Source organism: Pseudonocardia sp. N23 (assembly GCF_002583555.1).
In the GTDB taxonomy this organism is placed as follows: Bacteria; Actinomycetota; Actinomycetes; order Mycobacteriales; family Pseudonocardiaceae; genus Pseudonocardia.
This window is the reverse complement of the sequence record NZ_BEGX01000009.1, coordinates 17,959-36,601: the sequence shown is the minus strand read 5'-3', so window position 1 is coordinate 36,601 and position 18,643 is coordinate 17,959. Positions and strand designations below refer to the sequence as shown.

19 protein-coding genes and 1 pseudogene are annotated in these 18,643 nt (G+C 72.9%); 12 read left to right on the top strand and 8 right to left on the bottom strand.

Features of this window, described 5'->3' with window-relative positions; translation table 11 throughout:
* Positions 1-98: 98 nt before the first annotated feature.
* Together TOK_RS04615 and TOK_RS04610 are read right to left on the bottom strand one after the other, a co-directional pair.
* Positions 99-1,517 (bottom strand): annotated as a pseudogene (locus tag TOK_RS04615) (dihydroxy-acid dehydratase); the annotation flags it as partial.
* A 210-nt stretch (positions 1,518-1,727) separates the two neighbouring features.
* Complete coding sequence (locus TOK_RS04610) at positions 1,728-3,137, bottom strand: aminomethyltransferase family protein (RefSeq protein WP_098956531.1); 1,410 nt, start codon at positions 3,135-3,137, stop codon at positions 1,728-1,730.
* 324 nt (positions 3,138-3,461) lie between these two features.
* Between TOK_RS04610 and TOK_RS04605 the strand changes: the two genes are divergently transcribed.
* The 4 genes from TOK_RS04605 to TOK_RS04590 all read left to right on the top strand — a co-directional run bounded on the left by TOK_RS04605 (position 3,462) and on the right by TOK_RS04590 (position 5,853).
* Positions 3,462-3,821: a protocatechuate 3,4-dioxygenase gene (locus TOK_RS04605; protein WP_098956530.1), complete on the top strand. Its 360-nt coding sequence runs from the start codon at positions 3,462-3,464 to the stop codon at positions 3,819-3,821.
* Complete coding sequence (locus TOK_RS04600) at positions 3,814-4,671, top strand: class III extradiol dioxygenase subunit beta (RefSeq protein ID WP_098956529.1); 858 nt, start codon at positions 3,814-3,816, stop codon at positions 4,669-4,671. The genes TOK_RS04605 and TOK_RS04600 overlap by 8 nt, the downstream gene beginning before the upstream one ends.
* 184 nt (positions 4,672-4,855) lie before the next feature.
* The gene (locus tag TOK_RS04595) at positions 4,856-5,095 is read left to right on the top strand and encodes a hypothetical protein (RefSeq protein ID WP_098956528.1); all 240 of its coding nucleotides are present in this window, start codon (positions 4,856-4,858) and stop codon (positions 5,093-5,095) included.
* A gap of 20 nt (positions 5,096-5,115) precedes the next feature.
* Positions 5,116-5,853, top strand: coding sequence for a methylenetetrahydrofolate reductase (locus TOK_RS04590; RefSeq protein ID WP_141566263.1), 738 nt, complete (start codon positions 5,116-5,118; stop codon positions 5,851-5,853).
* Between the two features lie 67 nt (positions 5,854-5,920).
* On the opposite strand, the gene TOK_RS32340 is transcribed toward TOK_RS04590, so the two are convergent.
* Both TOK_RS32340 and TOK_RS04585 read right to left on the bottom strand, forming a co-directional pair.
* Positions 5,921-6,094, bottom strand: coding sequence for a hypothetical protein (locus TOK_RS32340; RefSeq protein ID WP_172457404.1), 174 nt, complete (start codon positions 6,092-6,094; stop codon positions 5,921-5,923).
* Positions 6,095-6,149: 55 nt separating this feature from the next.
* The gene (locus TOK_RS04585) at positions 6,150-6,527 is read right to left on the bottom strand and encodes a hypothetical protein (protein ID WP_098956527.1); all 378 of its coding nucleotides are present in this window, start codon (positions 6,525-6,527) and stop codon (positions 6,150-6,152) included.
* Positions 6,528-6,720: 193 nt separating this feature from the next.
* Here TOK_RS04585 and TOK_RS04580 point away from each other — a divergent pair, with 193 nt between their 5' ends.
* Positions 6,721-8,190, top strand: coding sequence for a GAF domain-containing sensor histidine kinase (locus tag TOK_RS04580; protein ID WP_141566262.1), 1,470 nt, complete (start codon positions 6,721-6,723; stop codon positions 8,188-8,190).
* A complete protein-coding gene (locus TOK_RS04575; RefSeq protein WP_098956525.1) occupies positions 8,187-8,861 on the top strand; it encodes a response regulator transcription factor in 675 nt (224 codons plus the stop codon). The genes TOK_RS04580 and TOK_RS04575 overlap by 4 nt, the downstream gene beginning before the upstream one ends.
* Positions 8,862-8,940: 79 nt before the next feature.
* Here the strand turns inward: TOK_RS04575 and TOK_RS04570 are convergent, their stop codons facing one another.
* A complete protein-coding gene (locus TOK_RS04570) occupies positions 8,941-10,371 on the bottom strand; it encodes an MFS transporter (protein WP_141566261.1) in 1,431 nt (476 codons plus the stop codon).
* Positions 10,372-10,460: 89 nt separating this feature from the next.
* A complete protein-coding gene (locus TOK_RS04565; RefSeq protein ID WP_253258177.1) occupies positions 10,461-11,450 on the bottom strand; it encodes a LysR family transcriptional regulator in 990 nt (329 codons plus the stop codon).
* Between the two features lie 133 nt (positions 11,451-11,583).
* Here TOK_RS04565 and TOK_RS04560 point away from each other — a divergent pair, with 133 nt between their 5' ends.
* The 5 genes from TOK_RS04560 to TOK_RS04540 are packed head-to-tail and all read left to right on the top strand — an operon-like array spanning position 11,584 to position 15,949.
* Positions 11,584-12,120 carry a Rieske (2Fe-2S) protein gene (locus tag TOK_RS04560; protein WP_098956522.1) on the top strand — a complete coding sequence of 179 codons (537 nt, stop codon included), beginning with the start codon at positions 11,584-11,586 and terminating at the stop codon, positions 12,118-12,120.
* A complete protein-coding gene (locus tag TOK_RS04555) occupies positions 12,117-13,217 on the top strand; it encodes an amidohydrolase family protein (RefSeq protein ID WP_098956521.1) in 1,101 nt (366 codons plus the stop codon). The genes TOK_RS04560 and TOK_RS04555 overlap by 4 nt, the downstream gene beginning before the upstream one ends.
* Entirely contained in the window at positions 13,214-14,233 is a 1,020-nt protein-coding gene (locus TOK_RS04550; RefSeq protein ID WP_098956520.1) for an amidohydrolase family protein, read from the top strand. Before TOK_RS04555 ends, TOK_RS04550 begins: the two co-directional genes overlap by 4 nt.
* On the top strand, positions 14,230-15,096 hold the full coding sequence (locus TOK_RS04545) for an alpha/beta fold hydrolase (protein ID WP_098956519.1): 867 nt from the start codon (positions 14,230-14,232) through the stop codon (positions 15,094-15,096). Before TOK_RS04550 ends, TOK_RS04545 begins: the two co-directional genes overlap by 4 nt.
* 37 nt (positions 15,097-15,133) lie before the next feature.
* Positions 15,134-15,949 (top strand): carbon-nitrogen hydrolase family protein, encoded by an 816-nt coding sequence (locus tag TOK_RS04540; RefSeq protein ID WP_098956518.1) that lies wholly within the window; start codon positions 15,134-15,136, stop codon positions 15,947-15,949.
* Here TOK_RS04540 and add read toward each other — a convergent pair.
* Positions 15,922-16,959, bottom strand: a complete 1,038-nt coding sequence (add, locus tag TOK_RS04535) for an adenosine deaminase (protein WP_098956517.1) — start codon at positions 16,957-16,959, stop codon at positions 15,922-15,924. The genes TOK_RS04540 and add overlap by 28 nt on opposite strands.
* On the bottom strand, positions 16,956-17,672 hold the full coding sequence (locus tag TOK_RS04530; protein WP_098956618.1) for a GntR family transcriptional regulator: 717 nt from the start codon (positions 17,670-17,672) through the stop codon (positions 16,956-16,958). Before TOK_RS04530 ends, add begins: the two co-directional genes overlap by 4 nt.
* A gap of 302 nt (positions 17,673-17,974) precedes the next feature.
* Here TOK_RS04530 and TOK_RS04525 point away from each other — a divergent pair, with 302 nt between their 5' ends.
* Positions 17,975-18,640 (top strand): TetR/AcrR family transcriptional regulator, encoded by a 666-nt coding sequence (locus TOK_RS04525; protein ID WP_098956617.1) that lies wholly within the window; start codon positions 17,975-17,977, stop codon positions 18,638-18,640.
* Positions 18,641-18,643 lie beyond the last annotated feature (3 nt).

The following is an 18,643-nucleotide window of genomic DNA, read 5'->3' as shown; positions in this document are numbered from 1 at the left end:
GCTGTCTCACAGCGGTCCTGTGTGATCGATGACCGGCGCGGGCCGCCCGCCGCGGCCTCGGGCGCCACGTGCAGCACGACGGTGCCGTAGGCGGTGCCGCTCATCCGGCCGTCGCACACCCGCACCATGTCGCGCACCCCGCGGGCGAGCAGCTTGGGCGGCAACGGCAGGTTCGCCACCTCCGGCATCCCCGGGTAGCCCTTCGGCCCGCAGCCGCGCAGCACCAGGACGGAGTCCTCGTCGACGTCGAGGTCCGGGTCGTCGACGCGGGCGTTGAAGTCCTCGATGGAGTCGAACACGACCGCCCGGCCCCGGTGCTGCAGCAGGTGCGGCGACGCCGCGGCCGGTTTCACGACGGCGCCGTCGGGGGCGAGGCTGCCGCGCAGCACCGCGATCCCGCCCTCGGCGACCATCGGGTTGTCGCGCGTCCGCACCACCTCGGGGTCCCAGATGGTGGCCTCGTCGAGGCCGTCGACGAGCGGGGTGCCGGTGACGGTCAGCGCGGTGGGGTCGAGGAGGTCGCGGACCTCGCGCAGGACGGCGCGCAGGCCGCCGGCACGGTGCAGGTCCTCCATGAGGAACCGGCCCGCGGGCTGCAGGTCGACGAGCATCGGCACGCGTGACCCGATGCGGTCGACGTCGTCGAGGGTCAGCTCCACCCCGGCCCGGCCGGCGATCGCGAGCAGATGGACGACGGCGTTGGTCGACCCGCCGATCGCGGCCAGCGCGACGATCGCGTTGTGGAACGACGCCGTCGTCAGGAACATGCTGGGCCGCCGGTCGGCCGCCACCATCTCCACGGCGAGCCTGCCCGTCATGTGCGCGGACTCCAGCAGCCGGCTGTCCGGCGCGGGCGTCCCGGCGACGCCGGGCACGACCGTTCCGAGGGCCTCGGCGACCAGTGCCATCGTCGACGCGGTGCCCATCGTGTTGCAGTGCCCGCGGCTGCGGATCATCGACGACTCGGAACGGGTGAAGTCTCCGGTGGACAGGGTCCCCGCGCGGACCTCCTCCGACAGCCGCCAGACGTCGGTCCCGCAGCCCAGCGGCTTGCCCTGGAACGTGCCCGTCAGCATCGGGCCGCCCGGCACGACCACGGCCGGCAGGTCCACCGACGCGGCCGCCATCAGCAGCGACGGGATCGTCTTGTCACAGCCGCCGAGCAGCACGACGCCGTCGATGGGGTTGGCGCGCAACATCTCCTCGGTCGCCATCGCGGCCATGTTGCGCCACAGCATCGCGGTGGGCCGCACCAGCGTCTCGCCGAGCGACACCACCGGCAGCTCCAGCGGCGTCCCGCCCGCGGCGAGCACGCCGTCGCGCACCGAGGCCGCGACCTCGGTCAGGTGCCGGTTGCACGGAGTCAGGTCCGAGGCGGTGTTGGCGATCGCGATCTGCGGGCGCCCGGTGAACGCGTCGCCCGGTGCGCCCCGGCGCATCCAGGCGCGGTGGATGTAGGCATTGCGGTCGTCGCCGGAGTACCACTGCGCGCTGCGCAGGGCGTCGGTCGGGCTCATCGTCGATCCCCCCGGGGCGTGGCCGTCGGGACGTCGTCCGCGGGCGGTGGCCACGACGCCGCCCGCCCTCGCATGGTTTCCGCGTGACCGGCGGGCGTCAACGCGGCCGGGCTCCAGGAGGGCACCGTGGCCCCGGCACGGCTCTGGCGGGCAGCGCCGGGGCCGCGGCTCCGTTGTCCGGCCGGAGCGCGCCGGCCGGACGGTCGGGGGTCAGGCGTTCGCGGCCGCCGCGGTGCGCCAGCCCTGGTGGTAGGTCTCGCGGGCCATCGCGGCGAACGGTGCCGGGCTCACGATGGCGCGCACCCAGAACTGCTCGTGCGGCTCGACGGTCGTCTTGCCCGACCCGCCACCCGGCTCACCCCACACGACCGTGACCTCGGCGCCCAGCGGCACCCCGGGGTCGATCGTCGCCAGCGACAGCGCGCGCTTCTCGTTGGCGCTGTAGCCGGTGAACAACGACAGCCCGATGGTGCGGCCGTCTGCGTCGAGGATCGCGTCGTAGTTCGAGGAGCCGTAGTTCGCGTTGGGGATGTCGAAGAACTGGTACTCCGGTCCGTCGAGGTCGAAGGGCGAGGCGAGCAGGGTCGTGACGTCCTCGGTGTTCCAGGCCAGGGTCACCTTGCGGCGCTGGGTGTCCGGGTCGATCGCGGCGAGCGCGTCGCGGCCGACGAAATCGTGGTCGAACGTCACGAACGAGCCGTAGCCCAGCTCCCACGGGTTGAGGTAGTAGTCCTCGATCCGGTCGGAGACGAAGCTGCCGGCCAGCGCGTTCGTCGACTCGTAGCCCACGGCGGGCAGCCACTCGCGGTACGCCCGCAGCCCCTCACCGGTGTAGACGGCGGGCAGCGGGGACGGGATCCAGCCCGACTCCAACGTGTTGCAGGAGTAGGCCCGCGCCCCGGCGGGCTCCATCCCGAACTCGGCCCCGGCCGCCAGGACGGTGTCGCGGACCCGGTCGTAGTCCTCGTAGGGGCCCCACAGCTCCAGGCCCGGCGCGCCGGCCATGCCGTGGCGCAGCGTGCGGACCTGCGCCCCACCGACGTTCATGTGGCCCAGCCGGAAGAATCGGACCTGCTCCAGCGGGCCGCCGTGCACCTTCTCGATGACCTCCCACGCGCGCGGGCCCTGGATCTGGAATCGCCAGACGTCGCGGGTCACCGGCTTGCCGTAGGGCCGGGAGGGGGAGCGGTCGTCCTTGCGGACATCGACGTCGTAGCCGTTGCCCGCGGTGAAGGTCAGCCAGTTCGCGACGGGTGCGCGGCCGACGAACACGAACTCGTCCTCGGCGAGGCGGAACAGGATGCCGTCACCGATGACGCCGCCGTCGGGGGAGACGGGCACGAACTGCTTCGCCGAGTCGACGGGGAACGTCGCGGTCGAGTTGATGCCGGTGTCGGTGAACAGTTTCAGCGCGTCCCGGCCCGACACCCAGAGGTTGACCATGTGGTGGGACTGGTCGAACAGGACGGCCGTGCGCTGCCAGGCCTTGACCTCGCGGCGGAAGTTCGTGAACTCCGCGGGCACGACGGGGTAGACGTACGCCCCGATCTGCGAGTTCCGCAGCAGCCCGACGGTGTCGCCCGAAGCGTCCAGCACGTCCTGCAGGTTCTTGGCGCTCATGTCCACCCGTTCGTCTCGAGATGCGCGTCCCGCGCGCCGGTGCGCAGGGAACGGTCGCTGTCCTCACGCTAGGAGCAGGGCGCCACCGATGGCACGGCCCGATGGCGGGACCGTGCCGTCCCGGGGCGGCCGGTGCACCCGCGACATTCGACGTAGCCGGGGTCTTTGACGTGGCCGACCAGCGCGGGGCCGCGACATTTGTCGCGCAGCACAAGGGTCGGGTGCGTGATGGCCGTGGGGACCGCCGGGAATTACGGTCGGGGGGACGGTCGCCGGTGTCCGTCGTCGATGTCGATGCGCCGGCCCGAACCAGGGAGCGCCCAGATGACGAGCCGGATCAGTCCGGACCTGCCGGGAACCTACGTGTTCGACGGCCCCACCAGCCGCCGCGGGCTCCACATGAACAAGCTGTTCATGTCGTTGCGCTCCGGGGCGGCCCGCACCGACTTCCTCGCCGACGAGCCCGGGTACTGCGCCCGGTTCGGGCTCACGGACGACCAGACCAAGGCGGTGCTCGACCGCGACTGGCAGGCGATGCTCGACCTAGGCGGCAGCATCTTCTACATCTACAAGCTCGCGATGATGGACGGGCACTCCATGCAGTACCTCGGCGGTGTCTTCACGGGCATGTCCGAGGCCGACTTCAAGGCCGCGATGCTCGCGGGAGGGCGTACCGATGTCTGAGGTGATCTGGGGTCTGGCGACGTCGCACGTCCCGTCGATCGGGGCCGCGATGGACCGTGGCATGACCGCCGACCCGGTGTGGGCGCCGCTGTTCGAGGGCTACGCCCCGGCCCGGGAGTGGCTCGCCGGCAACCCCCCCGACGTCGCGATCCTGATCTACAACGACCACGCCAACGGCATCGACCTCGACATCGTGCCGACGTTCGCGATCGGCACGGCCGAGCGCTACCAGGTCGCCGACGAGGGCTTCGGCCGTCGCCCGGTGCCCGACGTCGTCGGCTCCCCGGACCTGTCGTTCCACCTGCTGCAGAACCTGATGGACGACGGCTTCGACCTCACGGTCTTCCAGGAGCTCGACGTCGACCACGGGTTCACCGTGCCGCTCTCGGTGTGGACGCCCGATCCCGGCGACGCCTGGCCCTGCCCGGTGGTCCCGTTGCTGGTCAACGTCATCCAGTACCCGCAGCCCACCGCCGCCCGCTGCTACGCACTGGGCAAGGCACTGGGCAGGGCGATCGCGTCGTTCGAGTGTGCGCGGACCGTCGGCATCCTCGGCACCGGCGGGATGTCGCACCAGCTGGCGGGCGCCCGCGCGGGGTTCATCAACCCCGAGTTCGACGCCATGTTCCTCGACGCCATCGAGAACGACCCCGAGAAGCTGGCGGCGCTGTCGCGTGAGGACTTCATCCGCCAGGCAGGCTCCGAGGGCATCGAGCTGATCATGTGGCTGGTGATGCGCGGCGCGATGAACGAGCAGATCCGGAAGGTGCACAGCGCCTACCACGTGCCGGCCTCCAACACCGCCGCCGGCCTGGCGCTGTTCGACAACCGCACGGCCCAGCCCGCCTGACCCCTGTGGGTGGCGACAGTCGCCACAGTGACCGTCGCCGCCCACGACCGTCCCGACCCGTGCCCGCCGTCTCACGTCTACGTCAGTTGTCGCGGCCGGGTCCGGTCATCCGCGTGATCCGCCCGCGTCGCCGCGTTCGTGGCGTCGGGGACGGACAGGGGAGGGACGACGATGACCGAGAGCCGTGCCGCCGCTGCTGCGCGACGGGCGCCACGTCGGGGTCTCACTCGACTGCGGCAACGTCGAGGGTGCCTGTGCGCCACCCTCGATCGCGACCGTCGACATCGCCGACGCCGAACTCCGGACCGAGGTCGCCGTCGTCTGGGGTGAGCACCCCGTCACCGCGAAACCCCAGGTGGAGGGCCACGAGCAACGCCTGATCCGCGCGACGGTCGCGCCCGCCCCCTACGTCCCGTTCGCCTGAACCCGCTGTCGGAGCAGTTGATGACGTCGGTCACCGACCCCCAGGATGCCCACACCCCCTCGCCGCGCCACCGGCTCGCCCGAGCGCTGCGCCGGGCCGGCTACGAGGTCCTGCCGTTCCCCAGCGCGCACGACAAGGTCCTCGCCCACGTCCCGCGCGAGGTACCACTGACCATCACGACGACCGAGGCCAAGGGTCTGGAGCCGACGCTCGACCTGGCCGTCCGGCTGCGTGCCGCCGGGTACCGGGTGTCGCCGCACCTCGCGGCGCGGCTGGTCCGCGACAAGGAACACCTTGTCGACATCGTGGACCGGCTCCGCGACGGCGGCGTCGACGGGGTGTTCGTCATCGGCGGCGACGCGGCCGAGCCCGTCGGTGACTTCCCCGACGCGCTCGGGCTGCTGGAGGCGTTGGGCGACATCGGGCACCCCTTCACGACCGTCGGGGTCGGCGGCTACCCCGAGGGACACGGCGCGATTCCCGACGCTGCGCTCGCCCAGGCGTTGGCGGACAAGGCTCCGCACGCGACGCACGTCGTCACCCAGCTGTGCTTCGACGCCGCGGCGACGACCCGCTGGGCACGCAGCACCGCGCTCCCGGTCCACGTCGGTGTGCCCGGCGGCTACCGCGCGGACCGGCTGCTCTCCCGGCTCGCGCCCGACTTCGAGGGGCCCGTCGCCGGGATCCACGTCTTCACGTTCAACGACCTCGACGCGACCGAGACGTGGCGGCAGAACCTGTTGGCGCGCCTGACATGAGCGGGCTGCGCGGGTGCTCCTGCCGTCCTGTCCCGACGCGCCCGGGATCGTCCACGCCGTGTCCGGGCTACTCGTCCGCGAGCGCTGCACGATCGTGCAGAGCCAGCAGTTCGGCAGCGCCGCGAGCGGCACGTTCTTCATGCGCGTGGAGTTCGCCCACGTCGATGGCAGCGCGCTCGACCTCTCTGCGCTCCGCGCCGGGGTCGGTGTCCTTGCCGACCGGTTCGCCATGAGCCGGCATCTCGCGGACGCCGACCGCCGGCTGCGGACCGTCCTCATGGTCAGCCGCTTTGCTGTCAGGTGTTCCACTCGCGAATCAGCCACGTGCAGACCTCGGCCTCGGTCATGTCCGGGAACGACTGCTGGAAGGCGACGAGGGTGTGTGCCGCATCGTCGCGGTCGAACCCGCGGGTGGCAGCCGTCTCGTAGTACTCACGCTGCAGCGCCGTGGGTCTGCCGCCGCCCGCGCCCCGGCCCGGGAGCCCGTCTCGCCAGTGCTCGATCTCGTCCACCCTGTCCTCCGCCCAGCCGGGAGCCCCGTCGATCTCGACGTCCGGTTCCGGGAAGGGATGGGTCGATCCCTGCGGGTGGCGGGCGCGCCACTTGTGGACCGCGTGCCGGCTCACCCCGAGTGTCTCGGCAACGCCGGTCACCCCGAGGTAGCGCCGCGTCATGCGTGCACGATCCCACGTCCGAACATCGTCTCTGTCCGGGACAACGTATTCGCACCCATGAAACATCGTCAACCATGGAGACGATGATCGGCGCGCGACGAATGACGTAGTGCGGCGGCGACCCCCGCCCGTTGGCCGCCGGCCCGCACACCTGCTTCGATCAGCGCGGACGTTCGTGCAGGGAGGACTGGTCGTGGCCGATCCGGACGCGCGTGCCGCGCGGGCACTCGTCGACGTCTCCGCCGACGGGCTCGCCGTCCTCGACGCCCACGGGCGCTTCACGTTCGTCAACGATGCCGCCGCGCACGTGCTGGGCCTGCCCGCCGCCACGCTGGCCGGGACCCCCGGCCCGTTCCCGCTCACCCCCGCCGACGACGGCGCCACCGTCGCCTGGGCCCCGCCCGGCGGCAGGGTCCGCGACCTGCAGTACCGGATCGCCCCGGGCACCGGCGGGCACGTCGTGTGGTTCCGCGATGTCACCGACGCCCTCCACCAGCAGGAACGGCTCACCGCCATCGCCCGCGTCGCCGCCGGCGTCACCGAGTCCGCGTCACTGCCCCAGACCCTGGACGCCGTCGCCCGCGAGATCGTCGCGACCGCCACCATCGCCGCCGTCCAGATCCTCGCCATCGACGACCCCGCCGAGGACCTGCGCATTCTCGGCATGGCCGGGTTCGGGTCGGCCCCGGACTTCGTCGAACGGTTCGCCGAGTGCCGACGCCTCGGTGCCGACGTCCGCTTCCTCGACGCGTTCGGCGCCGGCCACCGCGTCGTCGTCGCGCACCGCAAGGCCGCGATCATGGCCGACCCCCTGTGGGCGCCGTTGCGCGAGATCATGGACCGCCCCGACTGGGACGGGTTCGTCGCGACCCCGATGACCGTCCGCGGCCGCACCCTCGGTGTCGTCAACGCCTACTACGTCCCGGGCGCGGAACCCGGGCCGCTGTCCTTCCTGGAGGCGATGGCCGACCACGCCGCGATCGCCGTCGACACCGCCGGGCTGCTCGCCCAGACCCGCACCCGCGCCCGATCCGACGAACGCCGCCGCCTCTCCCGGGACCTGCACGACTCCGTCGTCCAGCAGCTGTTCTCCATGCGGATGCAGGCCAGGGTGCTGCGCAACCAGCTCGACCGCGACGCCGACGACGTCGACCCGGGCCGGCTGCGCCTCGCCGCCGAGGAGCTGGCGTCGCTGAGCTCGACCGCGCTGGCCGACCTGCGTCAGCTCGTCTTCGAGCTGCGTCCTCTGGAGCTGGAGGAACGTGGCCTCGTCGAGGCCATCCGGGGTCAGGCCGCGGGCGTGCAGGCGCGCACCGGGCTCACCGTCGACGTGCACGCCGACCGGGACCGTGTCGAGGGCGTCCTGGACCTGCAGGAGGATGTGTACCGGATCGTCTCGGAGGCGGTGCACAACGTGGTGAAGCACGCGGGAGCGGCGACGGCGGAGATCGGCATCGCCGTCGACGACGGGGACCTCGTCGTGGAGGTCGCCGACGACGGCGCCGGTACCGGGCCGGGCGGGAGCGGCGGCCTGGGGCTGGTGTCGATGCGCGAACGCACCGAACGCTGGGGTGGACGGTTCGCGGCCGGCCCTCGCCCCGGCGGGGGCTGGACCGTGCGGGTCGCGGTCCCGCTGCCCGGCCACGTCGAGGCGCGACGGTGACGGCGCCCCGGATCCGGGTCGTGCTCGTCGACGACCACGCCGTCGTCCGCCGCGGGCTGCGCGCCTTCGCCGAGACCGAACCCGACCTGGAGATCGTCGGCGAGGCCGAGGACGGCGAGGCCGCCGTCGCGCTGCTGCGCGAGCGGGCGACCCTCGGCGAGCCGCTGCCCGACGTCGTCCTCATGGACCTGCTCATGCCCCGCATGGACGGGGTCGCCGCCACCGCCGCGATCGCCGCCGCCCATCCGGAGGTGAAGGTCGTGGTGCTCACCAGCTTCGGCGAGGTCGAGCGGGTGCACGCCGCGCTCGCCGCCGGGGCGGCCGGCTACCTGCTCAAGGACGCCGAACCCGAGGAGGTCGCGGCCGCGATCCGCGCCGCCGCGGCGGGGGAGGTGCACCTCGACGCGGGCGTCGCCCGCGAGCTGACGCGGCGGATGACGGCCCCGCACACCGGCATGGGCTCGCTCACCCCGCGCGAGCGTGAGGTCCTCGCGCTCGTCGCGCAGGGGCACGGCAATCGCGAGATCGCGCGCCGGCTGGTGATCAGCGAACGGACCGCCCGCACCCACGTCAGCAACGTGCTGGCCAAGCTGCAGCTGACCTCCCGCACCCAGGCGGCGCTCTACGCGATCCGCGAAGGCGTCATCACCCCGCCGACACAGCCCCTGTGAGTGGCGATGGTCGCTCCAGCGACCATCGCCACTCACGACCGTTCCTGCAGTTCGGGGTGGCCGGGCAGGGGCCCGGCGCTCAGGCGGCGGGGCGCTCCGCCGGGACCGCCGAGGACCCCGGCTCGGGCAGGGCGTGGAGGCCGCCGTCGGTACCCGCGGGCAGGGTGCGCTGCACCCGGCCGAGGAACACCAGGAGCACGACCATCAGCACCGGGAAGATCGCGAAGACGTAGAACGTGCCCTGCGCCGAGAGCCCGCCGTCGAGCAGGACCCCGGCGAGCCAGGGGCCGAGCATCGCGCCGAGCTTGGACACCGACGTCGCCCAGCCGCCGCCGCTCGCGCGGATCGCCGGCCGGTAGAAGATGCTCGAGATGCTGATGACGCCGCCGTGCCCGCCGATGATGAAGATGTTGGCGAGCACCAGGACGACGATGTAGCCGGCGGGGCCGAGCGGCGCGAACCCGATGACGAGCAGGCACGGCACGGCGAGCAGCGGCATCCAGGCGATGGTGCCGGCGCCGCGCTTGTCGATGAACCGGCTGATCAGGATCTGGCCGACCGCACCCGCGACCGACGTGCACGCCGCGAGCAGCGCGGCGGCGGAGACGCTGAACCCGATGCGCTCGTTGAGGATCGGGCTCCAGAACGTCAGGTAGAACACGATCGCCGCGGAGCAGAAGTAGGCCACCCAGATCAGCGGGGTGATGAGCGCGAGGCGGTTGCCGCGGAACAGCGACGCCGGGGTGAACGGGGTGCGGTCGACCGCCTGGGTGCCGACGACGAACTGCGCGTCCGGCGGCACGGGGACGTCGGGGGCGACGCGGCGCAGGATCGGCGGGATGCGGTCCGCGGCCACGTCTCGCTGGGCGAGGAACTTGATCGACTCCGGCAGGAACATCAGCACGAGGGCCAGGACGACGAGCGAGGCCACCCCGCCCGCGAGGAACACCGACTCCCAGCCGTGCTCCGGGATCAGGGCGTTGGACACCGGTCCACCGGTCGCGCTGCCGAGGCTGTAGCCGACCATCACGATGACGATCGACGTCGACCGCAGCCGAGCGGGCGCGAACTCGCTGACCAGCGCCCACACCAGCGGCAGCGCGCCGCCGATGAACAGGCCGGTGAGCAGCCGCAGGAGCATCAGCTCGGTGTAGTTCGCCGCGAGGGCGAACAGGACCATGAAGACGCCGAAGCCTGCGACGGACACGGCGATCGACGGTTTGCGGCCCCACCGGTCGCCGAACCACGCCATCGCGATGCCGCCGATCAGCGTGCCGACGACGCCGACGGTGCCGAGCGTCCCCAGCTGGGTGTTGCTCAGCGCGAAGTCCTTCTGCAGGTAGCGGCCGGCGAAGGAGATGATCTGGAGGTCGAAGCCGTCGAGGAAGGTGACGAGCCAGGCGACGGCGAACAGGCCGATCCAGAACCGGCCGATGCGCTGGTTCTCGATGACCGGGACGACGTCGAACACGGGACGGTCCGGCCGTGACGGCGACAGGGAATCCGACATGCACACTCCCTCGTGCGCTCCGGGACCGGGAACGCGTCACCGGTCGAGTCGAATCCGGAGGCTACGGCGGGTGTGACGCGCGCCGGAAATCATGACTCGGAATGCTCGGCATCACCGCCGTGAATGGGATGGGGCGACTCCCTGAGAGGCGCGGAGACGATGCCGAGGAGGGTCCGCAGCCAGCGGTGCCCGGGGTCGTCGTCGTTGCGCTGGTGCCACCAGAGGATCTCGGTCAGGGGCGGGACGTCGATCGGGCAGTCGAGGATCCGCAGGTCGGGTCGGTCGGCGAACTGCCTGGCCAGGCGGTGCTGCATGATGGCGACCCGGTCGGTGCCGGCCACGAAGTACGGGGTGGCGTGGTAGTTGTCGACGCGCACGGCGACGGCCGGGCGACGCCGCAGCCCGGCGAGGACCGGGCCGAGCGGGGAGCTCGCGGGATACTCGCCGTCGGGATGGTTGGGAATGACCCAGGACATTCTTTCGAGGTCGTTCACGGTGATTTCGTCGGTAATGTCGTTTTCGGAATCGACGACACACACCCAGTGGTCCCGGAACAATTCCGTCCCGCGCAGTTCGGACGCCTTGAACTCGGCCTTCGGGGCCGACACGATGGCGTCGACGCGGCGCAGCGTGTCGGGCAGGTCGCTGGGCAGCGCACCCGTCACGACGTCGACGTAGAGCCGGACCGACGGCGACGCCGCGTACATCGCCCGCGACAGCTGCTCACCGATCACGGCGAGCACGTAGTCGGTGGTCATCAGGACGAACTCGCGGTCGGACGCCTCGGGGCGGAACGCGGGGTCGGGGGAGAAGAGCCGTTCCAGGCCGAGCGCGAGCGGCTCGATCTGTGCCGCGAGCTGCTGGCCGAGCGGGGTCAGCAGATAGCCGTTGCGGTTGCGTTCCAGCAGGTCGTCGCCGAAGTGGCGGCGCAACCGGGCCAGTGCGGCACTCGCGGCGGGCTGGGTCACGCCCACCCGCTCGGCGGCGCGGGTGACGTTCTGCTCCCGCAGCAGCTCACGCAGCACGACCAACAGGTTCAGGTCGATGTTGGCGAGCGAGGCGACAGTGCGTCGTCCCACCACGGCCACCCCCGCTCCGTCGCATCGTCCGGTACCGATCCGAGCTTAGGCGCGGCGGCATAGACGCCCCTGATACTCGTCATGCCGAAGTTTGCTTTCCGTGCGGCGCAGGGTCCGGCCTACCGTCCCCGACATGCGGATCGTGGTGTCGCGACTCGACGACTTCCCGCCCGGAACCCGCCGGATCGTCACCGAGGGCAGGCGGTCGATCGGTGTCTTCCGGGTCGGTGACCGCTTCTTCGCGGTCAACAACCACTGCCCGCACCTGGGCGGGCCGTTGTGCGAGGGCCGGACCCAGTCGCAGCTGCGGTCGTCGGGACCCGGGCACTACGACCTCGACGACGGTCCGACGCTGCTGGCCTGTCCGTGGCACGGCTGGGAGTACGACCTGGCCACCGGGCAGTCGTGGTTCGGGCCGGAGGAGAAGCCGGTGCGCACGTACGAGGTGAGCGTCGAGGCGGCCGAGGAGACGGACCCGCCGGGGCGCCGGCCCGGGCCCTACGTCGCCGAGACCTTCGAGGTCGCGATCGAGCAGCTCGGTGCCGATGCGCACGTCGTCGTCGACACCGGTGCCCGGCCCGGCGGAGCGCAGGCTCCCGCGCGGTCCGCCGCCGCCGTCACCACCGCCGCGGCCGGTCCTGCCGCCACCGTCACCGGAGAACCGCGATGACCCAGACCCTCGACGCGTCGGCCCGGCCCGCGCGCCGGACCGCCTACACGATCGTCGACACCGACATCCATCCCGTCGCCACCGCGGCGAGCATCCTGGCGCGGCTCTCGACCGGTGCCCGGAGGCGGTTCGAGACACTCGGCAGCCGGGTGCCCGCGCCGCCGGAGATCTACCCGCGGGTGCGCAACTCCGGGTTCCGCCTCGACTCCTGGCCGGAGTCCGGGCCGCCCGGCAGCGACCTGCAGCTCGTGCGCGACCAGCTCCTCGACTCCTTCGACGTCGACCACGGCGTGCTGATCCCGCTGCAGGGCCACCAGTGGGGCGCCGAGGAACCGGCGTACTCGGCGGAGCTGTGCCGGGCGCTCAACGACTGCATGGCCGAGGAGTGGCTGGACCGTGAGCCGCGGCTGCGCGGGTCGCTGGCGGTGCCCTACGAGTCGCCGGACCTGGCCGTCGAGGAGATCCGGCGGTGGGCGGGCGACCCCCGGTTCGTGCAGGTCCTGCTGGCGACGGGTGGCGAGTCCGGTTTCGGGCGGCGTCGTTACTGGCCGATCTACGAGGCCGCGGTGGACGCGGGCCTGCCGATCGGCGCGCACACCGGCGGGCTCGAACAGCACCGCGGCGCCGGATGGCCCTCGTTCTACCTCGAGGAGCACGTCTGGAACGGCAACATGATGGGCGCGCTCATCACCAGCTTCCTCACCGAGGGCGTGTTCGCGCACCTGCCGGAGCTGCAGCTGGTGTGCGTCGAGGGCGGCATCGCGTGGGCGCCCGCGCTGTTCTGGGCGCTCGACGACGGCTGGGCCCTGCTGCGCGACGACGTCCCGCACCTGACACGACCTCCGTCGGAGGTGCTGCGGGAGCGGCTGTGGTTCACCACCCAGCCCATCGAGGAGCCTGCCGACCCCGCCGAGCTCGCGACGGTGCTGCGCCACCTCGGGATGGACGACCGGATCATGTTCGCCTCGGACTATCCCCACTGGGACTTCGACTCGCCGCAGCACACGCCGCGCCTCTTCCCGGCGCAGGCCCGGGAGCCGATCATGGGCGCCAACGCCTGCCGCCTCTACGGCCTGCCGCTGCGGGTGCCGGCATGAGCGCGCCGGTGACGACCCGCGTCGTCGACACCGACGTCCACTGCGCTCCGGCGTCGCTCGACGACCTGTCGGCGCACATGCACCCCTACTGGCGGACCTACGTCCTCGAGGCCGGGATCGGGCTCTCCGCGAACCAGGGCGGCGCCTACCCGCCGCGCATCCGGCCCGGTGGGGAGCCCGCCCATGCGGTCGACGAGCTGCCGGTCGACGCCGACGCCGCCGTCCTCACCTGCACGTCGACGTTCCAGTCCAACCGCAACCCGTACTTCGAGGCCGCGCTGTGCCGCGCCGTCAACGACTGGCTGCTGGAGCGCTGGCACGCCCGCGACCGTCGGCTGCGCGTCGCGATGGTCGTCCCCACCCTGCACGTCGAGGCGGCGGTCGAGGAGATCGCGCGGCTCGGCGCGCACCCGGCCGTTGTCGCGGTCCTGCTCCCGGTCCGCAACGAGACCCGCTGGGGGACCGTCGGCAACCGGGCCGTGCTGCGCGCCGCCGCCGAGCACGGGCTCGTCGTGACGCTGCACGCGTGGGGCAGGGCGGGCAACGCGCCCAACTCCAGCGGGATGACGCACAGCTACCTGGAGGACTACCTCGCGAACTCGCAGCTCATCGCGCAGGGGCAGCTCACCAGCCTGGTCGTCGAGGGGGTGTTCGCGGCGCTGCCCGACCTGCGGGTGACCCTCGCCGAGTGCGGCTCCACGTGGCTGGCGACGATGCTGTGGCGCTTCGACAAGGACTGGAAGGGCACCTGGCGGGAGGTGCCGTGGATCGAGCGGCCGCCGTCGGAGATCGTCCGCGAGCACGTCCGGTTCACGACGGCACCGATCCACCTGCCGCCCGACCCCGCCGCCGCCCGTGAGGCCCTCGACCTGCTCGACCCGGCACTGCTCATGCACGCCAGCGACCATCCGCACGACCACGGTGACGGCGCCGACCGGCTCGCTGCGGTCCTCACCGACGACGAGCGCGCCGCGGTCATGGGTGGCACCGCCGCGCACTGGTACGGCATCGGGTGATCGCCGGCGCGGCTGTCCGGGACGTCGCCACCCCGTCCGGTGGTCGCGTCCGCACCTGGACGCTCGGGCCCGCGGACGGCACCGCGACGCCGGTGCTGCTCCTGCACGGCTGGCCGCAGACGTCGGCGGTCTGGCACCTCGTCGCGCCGCTGCTCGCCAGGACGCGGACCGTGGTGGCGGCCGACCTGCCCGGCTACGGCGACAGCATGCTGCCGCCCGGCGCCGGCGTGGCCGCCTCGGGCAAGCGCGCGATGGCCGACGACCTCGTCGCGGCCATGAGCGAGCTGGGGCACCGGAGGTTCTCGGTCGTCGGTCACGACCGCGGCGCCCGCGTCGGCTACCGGCTCGCGCTCGACCACCCGGACCGCGTCGCCGCGCTCGCGGTGCTCGACGTGCTGCCGACCCTCGACGTCGCCGAGCGCGTCGACGCCGCGTTCGCCCGCGCGGCCTGGCACTGGTTCCTCCTCGCCCGGCCTCCCGACCTGCCCGAACGCCTCCTCGCGGCGGAACCCGACGCGACGCTGGGCCGGGGCCTCGACGTCTGCGCACCGGAGGCGCTCGCCGCGTACCGCGCGGCGTGGTCGCGTCCCGAGGTGCGCCACGGCATGTGTCAGGACTACCGAGCGGGCTGGGACGTCGACGTCGAGATCGACCGGGCCGACCGTGGCGTGCGCACGATCGGCTGCCCGACGCTGGTGATGTGGGGCGAGCACGGCGCGCTGCGCCGGTACGCCGACGTCATGGTCGCGTGGCGACGCTGGGCGCCTGCCGCGCACGGTGTCGTCCTGCCGTGCGGGCACCACCTGCCCGAGGAGCGTCCCGACGACGTCGCCGCCGCGGTCCTCGGCATGCTCGGCGGCTGAGACCGGTCCCGTGCGGTGCGGGTTACGCTCGTCGGCGATGCGCATCGCCCTCGCCCAGATCGCCGCGACCACCGACCCGACGGCCAACCTCGACCTCGTCCGCGACGGAGTTCGCCGCGCCGCCGACGCCGGCGCACGGATCGTCGCGTTCCCGGAGGCCACGATGTGCCGCTTCGGGGTGGCGCTCGGCCCGGTCGCCGAGAAGCTCGACGGCCCGTGGGCCACCGCGGTCCGCGAGTCGGCCGAGGCTGCCGCGATCACGGTCGTCGCCGGCATGTTCACCCCCGCCGACGGTCGCGTCCGCAACACGTTGCTCGTCACGGGCGGCGGGGTCGAGGCGTCCTACGACAAGATCCACCTCTATGACGCGTTCGGGTTCGCGGAGTCCGACATCGTCGCCCCCGGCGACACCCCGGTGACCGTGTCCGTCGACGGCCGCACGATCGGCGTCGCCACCTGCTACGACGTCCGGTTCCCTGCACTGTTCCAGCGGCTCGCGGCAGCAGGCGCCGACGCGGTGGTCCTCCCGGCGTCCTGGGGTGCGGGGGAGGGCAAGGTCGCGCAGTGGGAGCTGCTCGTGCGTGCCCGGGCGCTCGACTCCGGCACGTTCGTCGCGGCGTGCGACCAGGCCGACCCGACGACCGCCGGGCTGGAGCGCGGCAAAGCGCCCACCGGGGTCGGGCACAGCCTCGTGGCCGGGCCGACCGGCGCGGTCGCCGGGGCGCTGGGCGCGGAGCCGGGGCTGCTCGTCGTCGACATCGACCTCGACGCCGCGGTACCGACGCGCACCGCCACCGGTGTGCTCGCCAACGCCCGGGACGCGCGTCAGGGAGCGTCGGCGACGTTCGGCTGAGACCCCGCGGCGCGGGCCTCGTGGTCCTCCACCGCGGCGACCCCGGCCGCGATCTCGTCGGCGGGCGCGAACGACGCCCGGAAACCGCTGCGCGCCAACGCTGCGAGCTGTGCCGTCGACAGTCCGAGGTGCTCGGCGAGCGCGCGGTGGTTGTCGGCGACGTAGCCGCCGAAGTAGGGCGGGTCGTCGGAGTTGACCGAGACGACGACCCCTGCGTCGTGCAGCGCCATGATCGGGTAGCCGGCCAGGTCGTCGACGACGCGCAGCCGCAGGTTCGACAGCGGGCACATCGTGAGCGGCACGCCCTCGTCGCGTAGCCGGGCCACGAGCGCGGGGTCGTCTGCCGCGGCGATCCCGTGGTCGATCCGTTCGACGCCGCAGTCCAGCGCCTCACGCACGTACCCGGCCGGGCCCTCCTCACCGGCGTGGCAGGTCAGCCGGTACCCGCGGCGGCGGGCGTCGGCGAAGAACCGGGCGAACCGTGACGGCGGGTTGCCCAGCTCGGCGCCGCCGAGCCCGACACCCAGCAGGGAGTCCTGCCACGGGGCCACCGCGTCGAGCAGCTCCAGTGCCTCGGCCTCTGTGCGGTGCCGCTGCGCGATCACGAGCACCGCGCCGTCGACGCCGAGGTCGGTGCGGGCGTCGGCGATCGCGTCGAGCACACCGCCGAGGACGTCGGCGACCGCGACCCGGCCGAGGAACGACTGCGGGCTGACGAACATCTCCGCCCGGCGCACCCCGTCCGCGGCCGCCCGGCGCAGGTAGGCGGCGGTGAGCTCGTGGAAGTCGGCGCGGGTGTGCAACACCGTGCAGCCCAGGTAGTACAGGCGCAGGAACTCGTCGAGCCCGGTGTAGGAGTAGGCGGCGCGCACCTCGTCCGGGGAGCGCCACGGCAGTTCCACACCGTTGCGGGCCGCGAACCGCACCAGGTCCTCGGGCTCGAGGGTGCCCTCGAGGTGGACGTGCAGCTCCGTCTTGGGCAGCGCCGCGACGAAGTCCGCGGCGGTCATCGGCCGACCTCGCTCTCGCCTGCCCCGACCGTGCGTCCGGAGGACGCGGCGTTGTCGATGTGGCGCTCGCACACGGCGCCCGCCGCGGCGGCGTCGCCCGCGGCCAGTGCCGTGACCAGCTCAGCGAGCTCGGCAGCCGACTCCGCGGGCCGCCCGGGCTGCGACAGCGACCGTGCCCGCAGCAGCCGGATCCGCGCCTGCAACTGCCCCAGCAGGGTGCGAATCGTCGAGCTGCCGGCCCCGTCGAGCAGCGCCGCGTAGAAGACGTCCTTGGCGCGCAACAGGTCCAGGATGTCGTCGGGCCGGTCCCGCGCGGCCTCGGCGAAGGCGTGGTGCGACGCCGCGAGGGCGGCGTGGTCGGCTGGTGAGGCGTGCACGATGAACCGGCGCGCCGCGAGGCTCTCCAGCGTGGCCCGCACCTCGTAGAGCTCCGCGGCCTCAGCCGGCCCCGGCACGTCGACGACTGCGCCGCGCTGCGGGACGATCCGCACCAGACCCTCGCCCTCCAGGCTGCGCAGCACCTCGCGGATCGTCGCCCGCGAGACCCCGGTGACCTCCATGAGCTCACGCTCGACCAGCCGCTGCTCAGGGGCGAAGCGGAACTCCAGGATCGCGCGCCGCAGGGCGTCGGTGATCTGCTCCCGCAACGGCGCGGCGATGCGCCGTCCGCCGACCGGGCCCAGCACGTCGGCGGGCAGGCCGGCAGGGCTCATGGCCTCACGGTACTTCACCCCGGGCACCGGGTCCGGCGACGTTTCCGCAGCGGCACCGGTGCCGCTGCGACGGCGCCGGGTCGGGTGAGGGTCGGGTCCGCGGGGTCCTCGTGGGTGTGTCGGCGCTCGACGCGTTCAGCAGGCTCGGTAGCCGCGTGCTCGGGGGCGGCGGCAGTTCGATCACGTGATTGAGACGAGGCCGGCATCGGGGCAGGGCCCTGTCAGCGCCTGATGATCTCAATCACTCGGTTGACTCATGCCGTCACGGCGCGGGTTCACTGGACCGTGACGTGGAGGTGATCATGACGGCGAAGGTGCAGGGCCGGACGCCCGCCCGGACCAGCCGTGCCGAGGCGACCCGCGAGGCCATCCTGGCCACCGCTGAACGCCTCTTCGCCGAGCACGGCGTCGGCGCGGTGTCGAACCGTCGGATCAGCGAGGCCGCGGGCCAGGGCAACACCGCGGCCGTCGGCTACCACTTCGGGACCAAGGAGGACCTGGTGCGCGCCATCGTCCGCAGGCACAGCGCCGAGGTCGACCGGCTGCGGGAGGAACGCGTCGCCACGGTCGCCGGGTCGCACGACGTCCGCGACTGGGTCGCGTGCCTGGTCCGCCCGATGACCGAGCATCTCGACGCGCTCGGCAGCCCCACCTGGTTCGCCCGCTTCGCGGCGCAGGTCATGACCGACCCCGTGCTGCGGGAGACCGTCGCCGGGGAGTCCCTCGGGTCGGCGTCGTTGCGGCAGGCCCTCGACGGGCTGGAAACGTGTCTGCCGACGATGCCCGCCGCCGTCCGCGCCGAGCGCGGCTCGATGGTCCGTCAGCTGATGATGCACGTCCCGGCCGAACGTGAACGCGCGCTCGCGGAGGGCGTCACGACCCCACGGGCGACGTGGCACGAGGCTGCCACCGGGCTCGTCGACGCCGTGACCGGCATCTGGCTGGCCCCGGTGACACCGGCCCGCTGACCC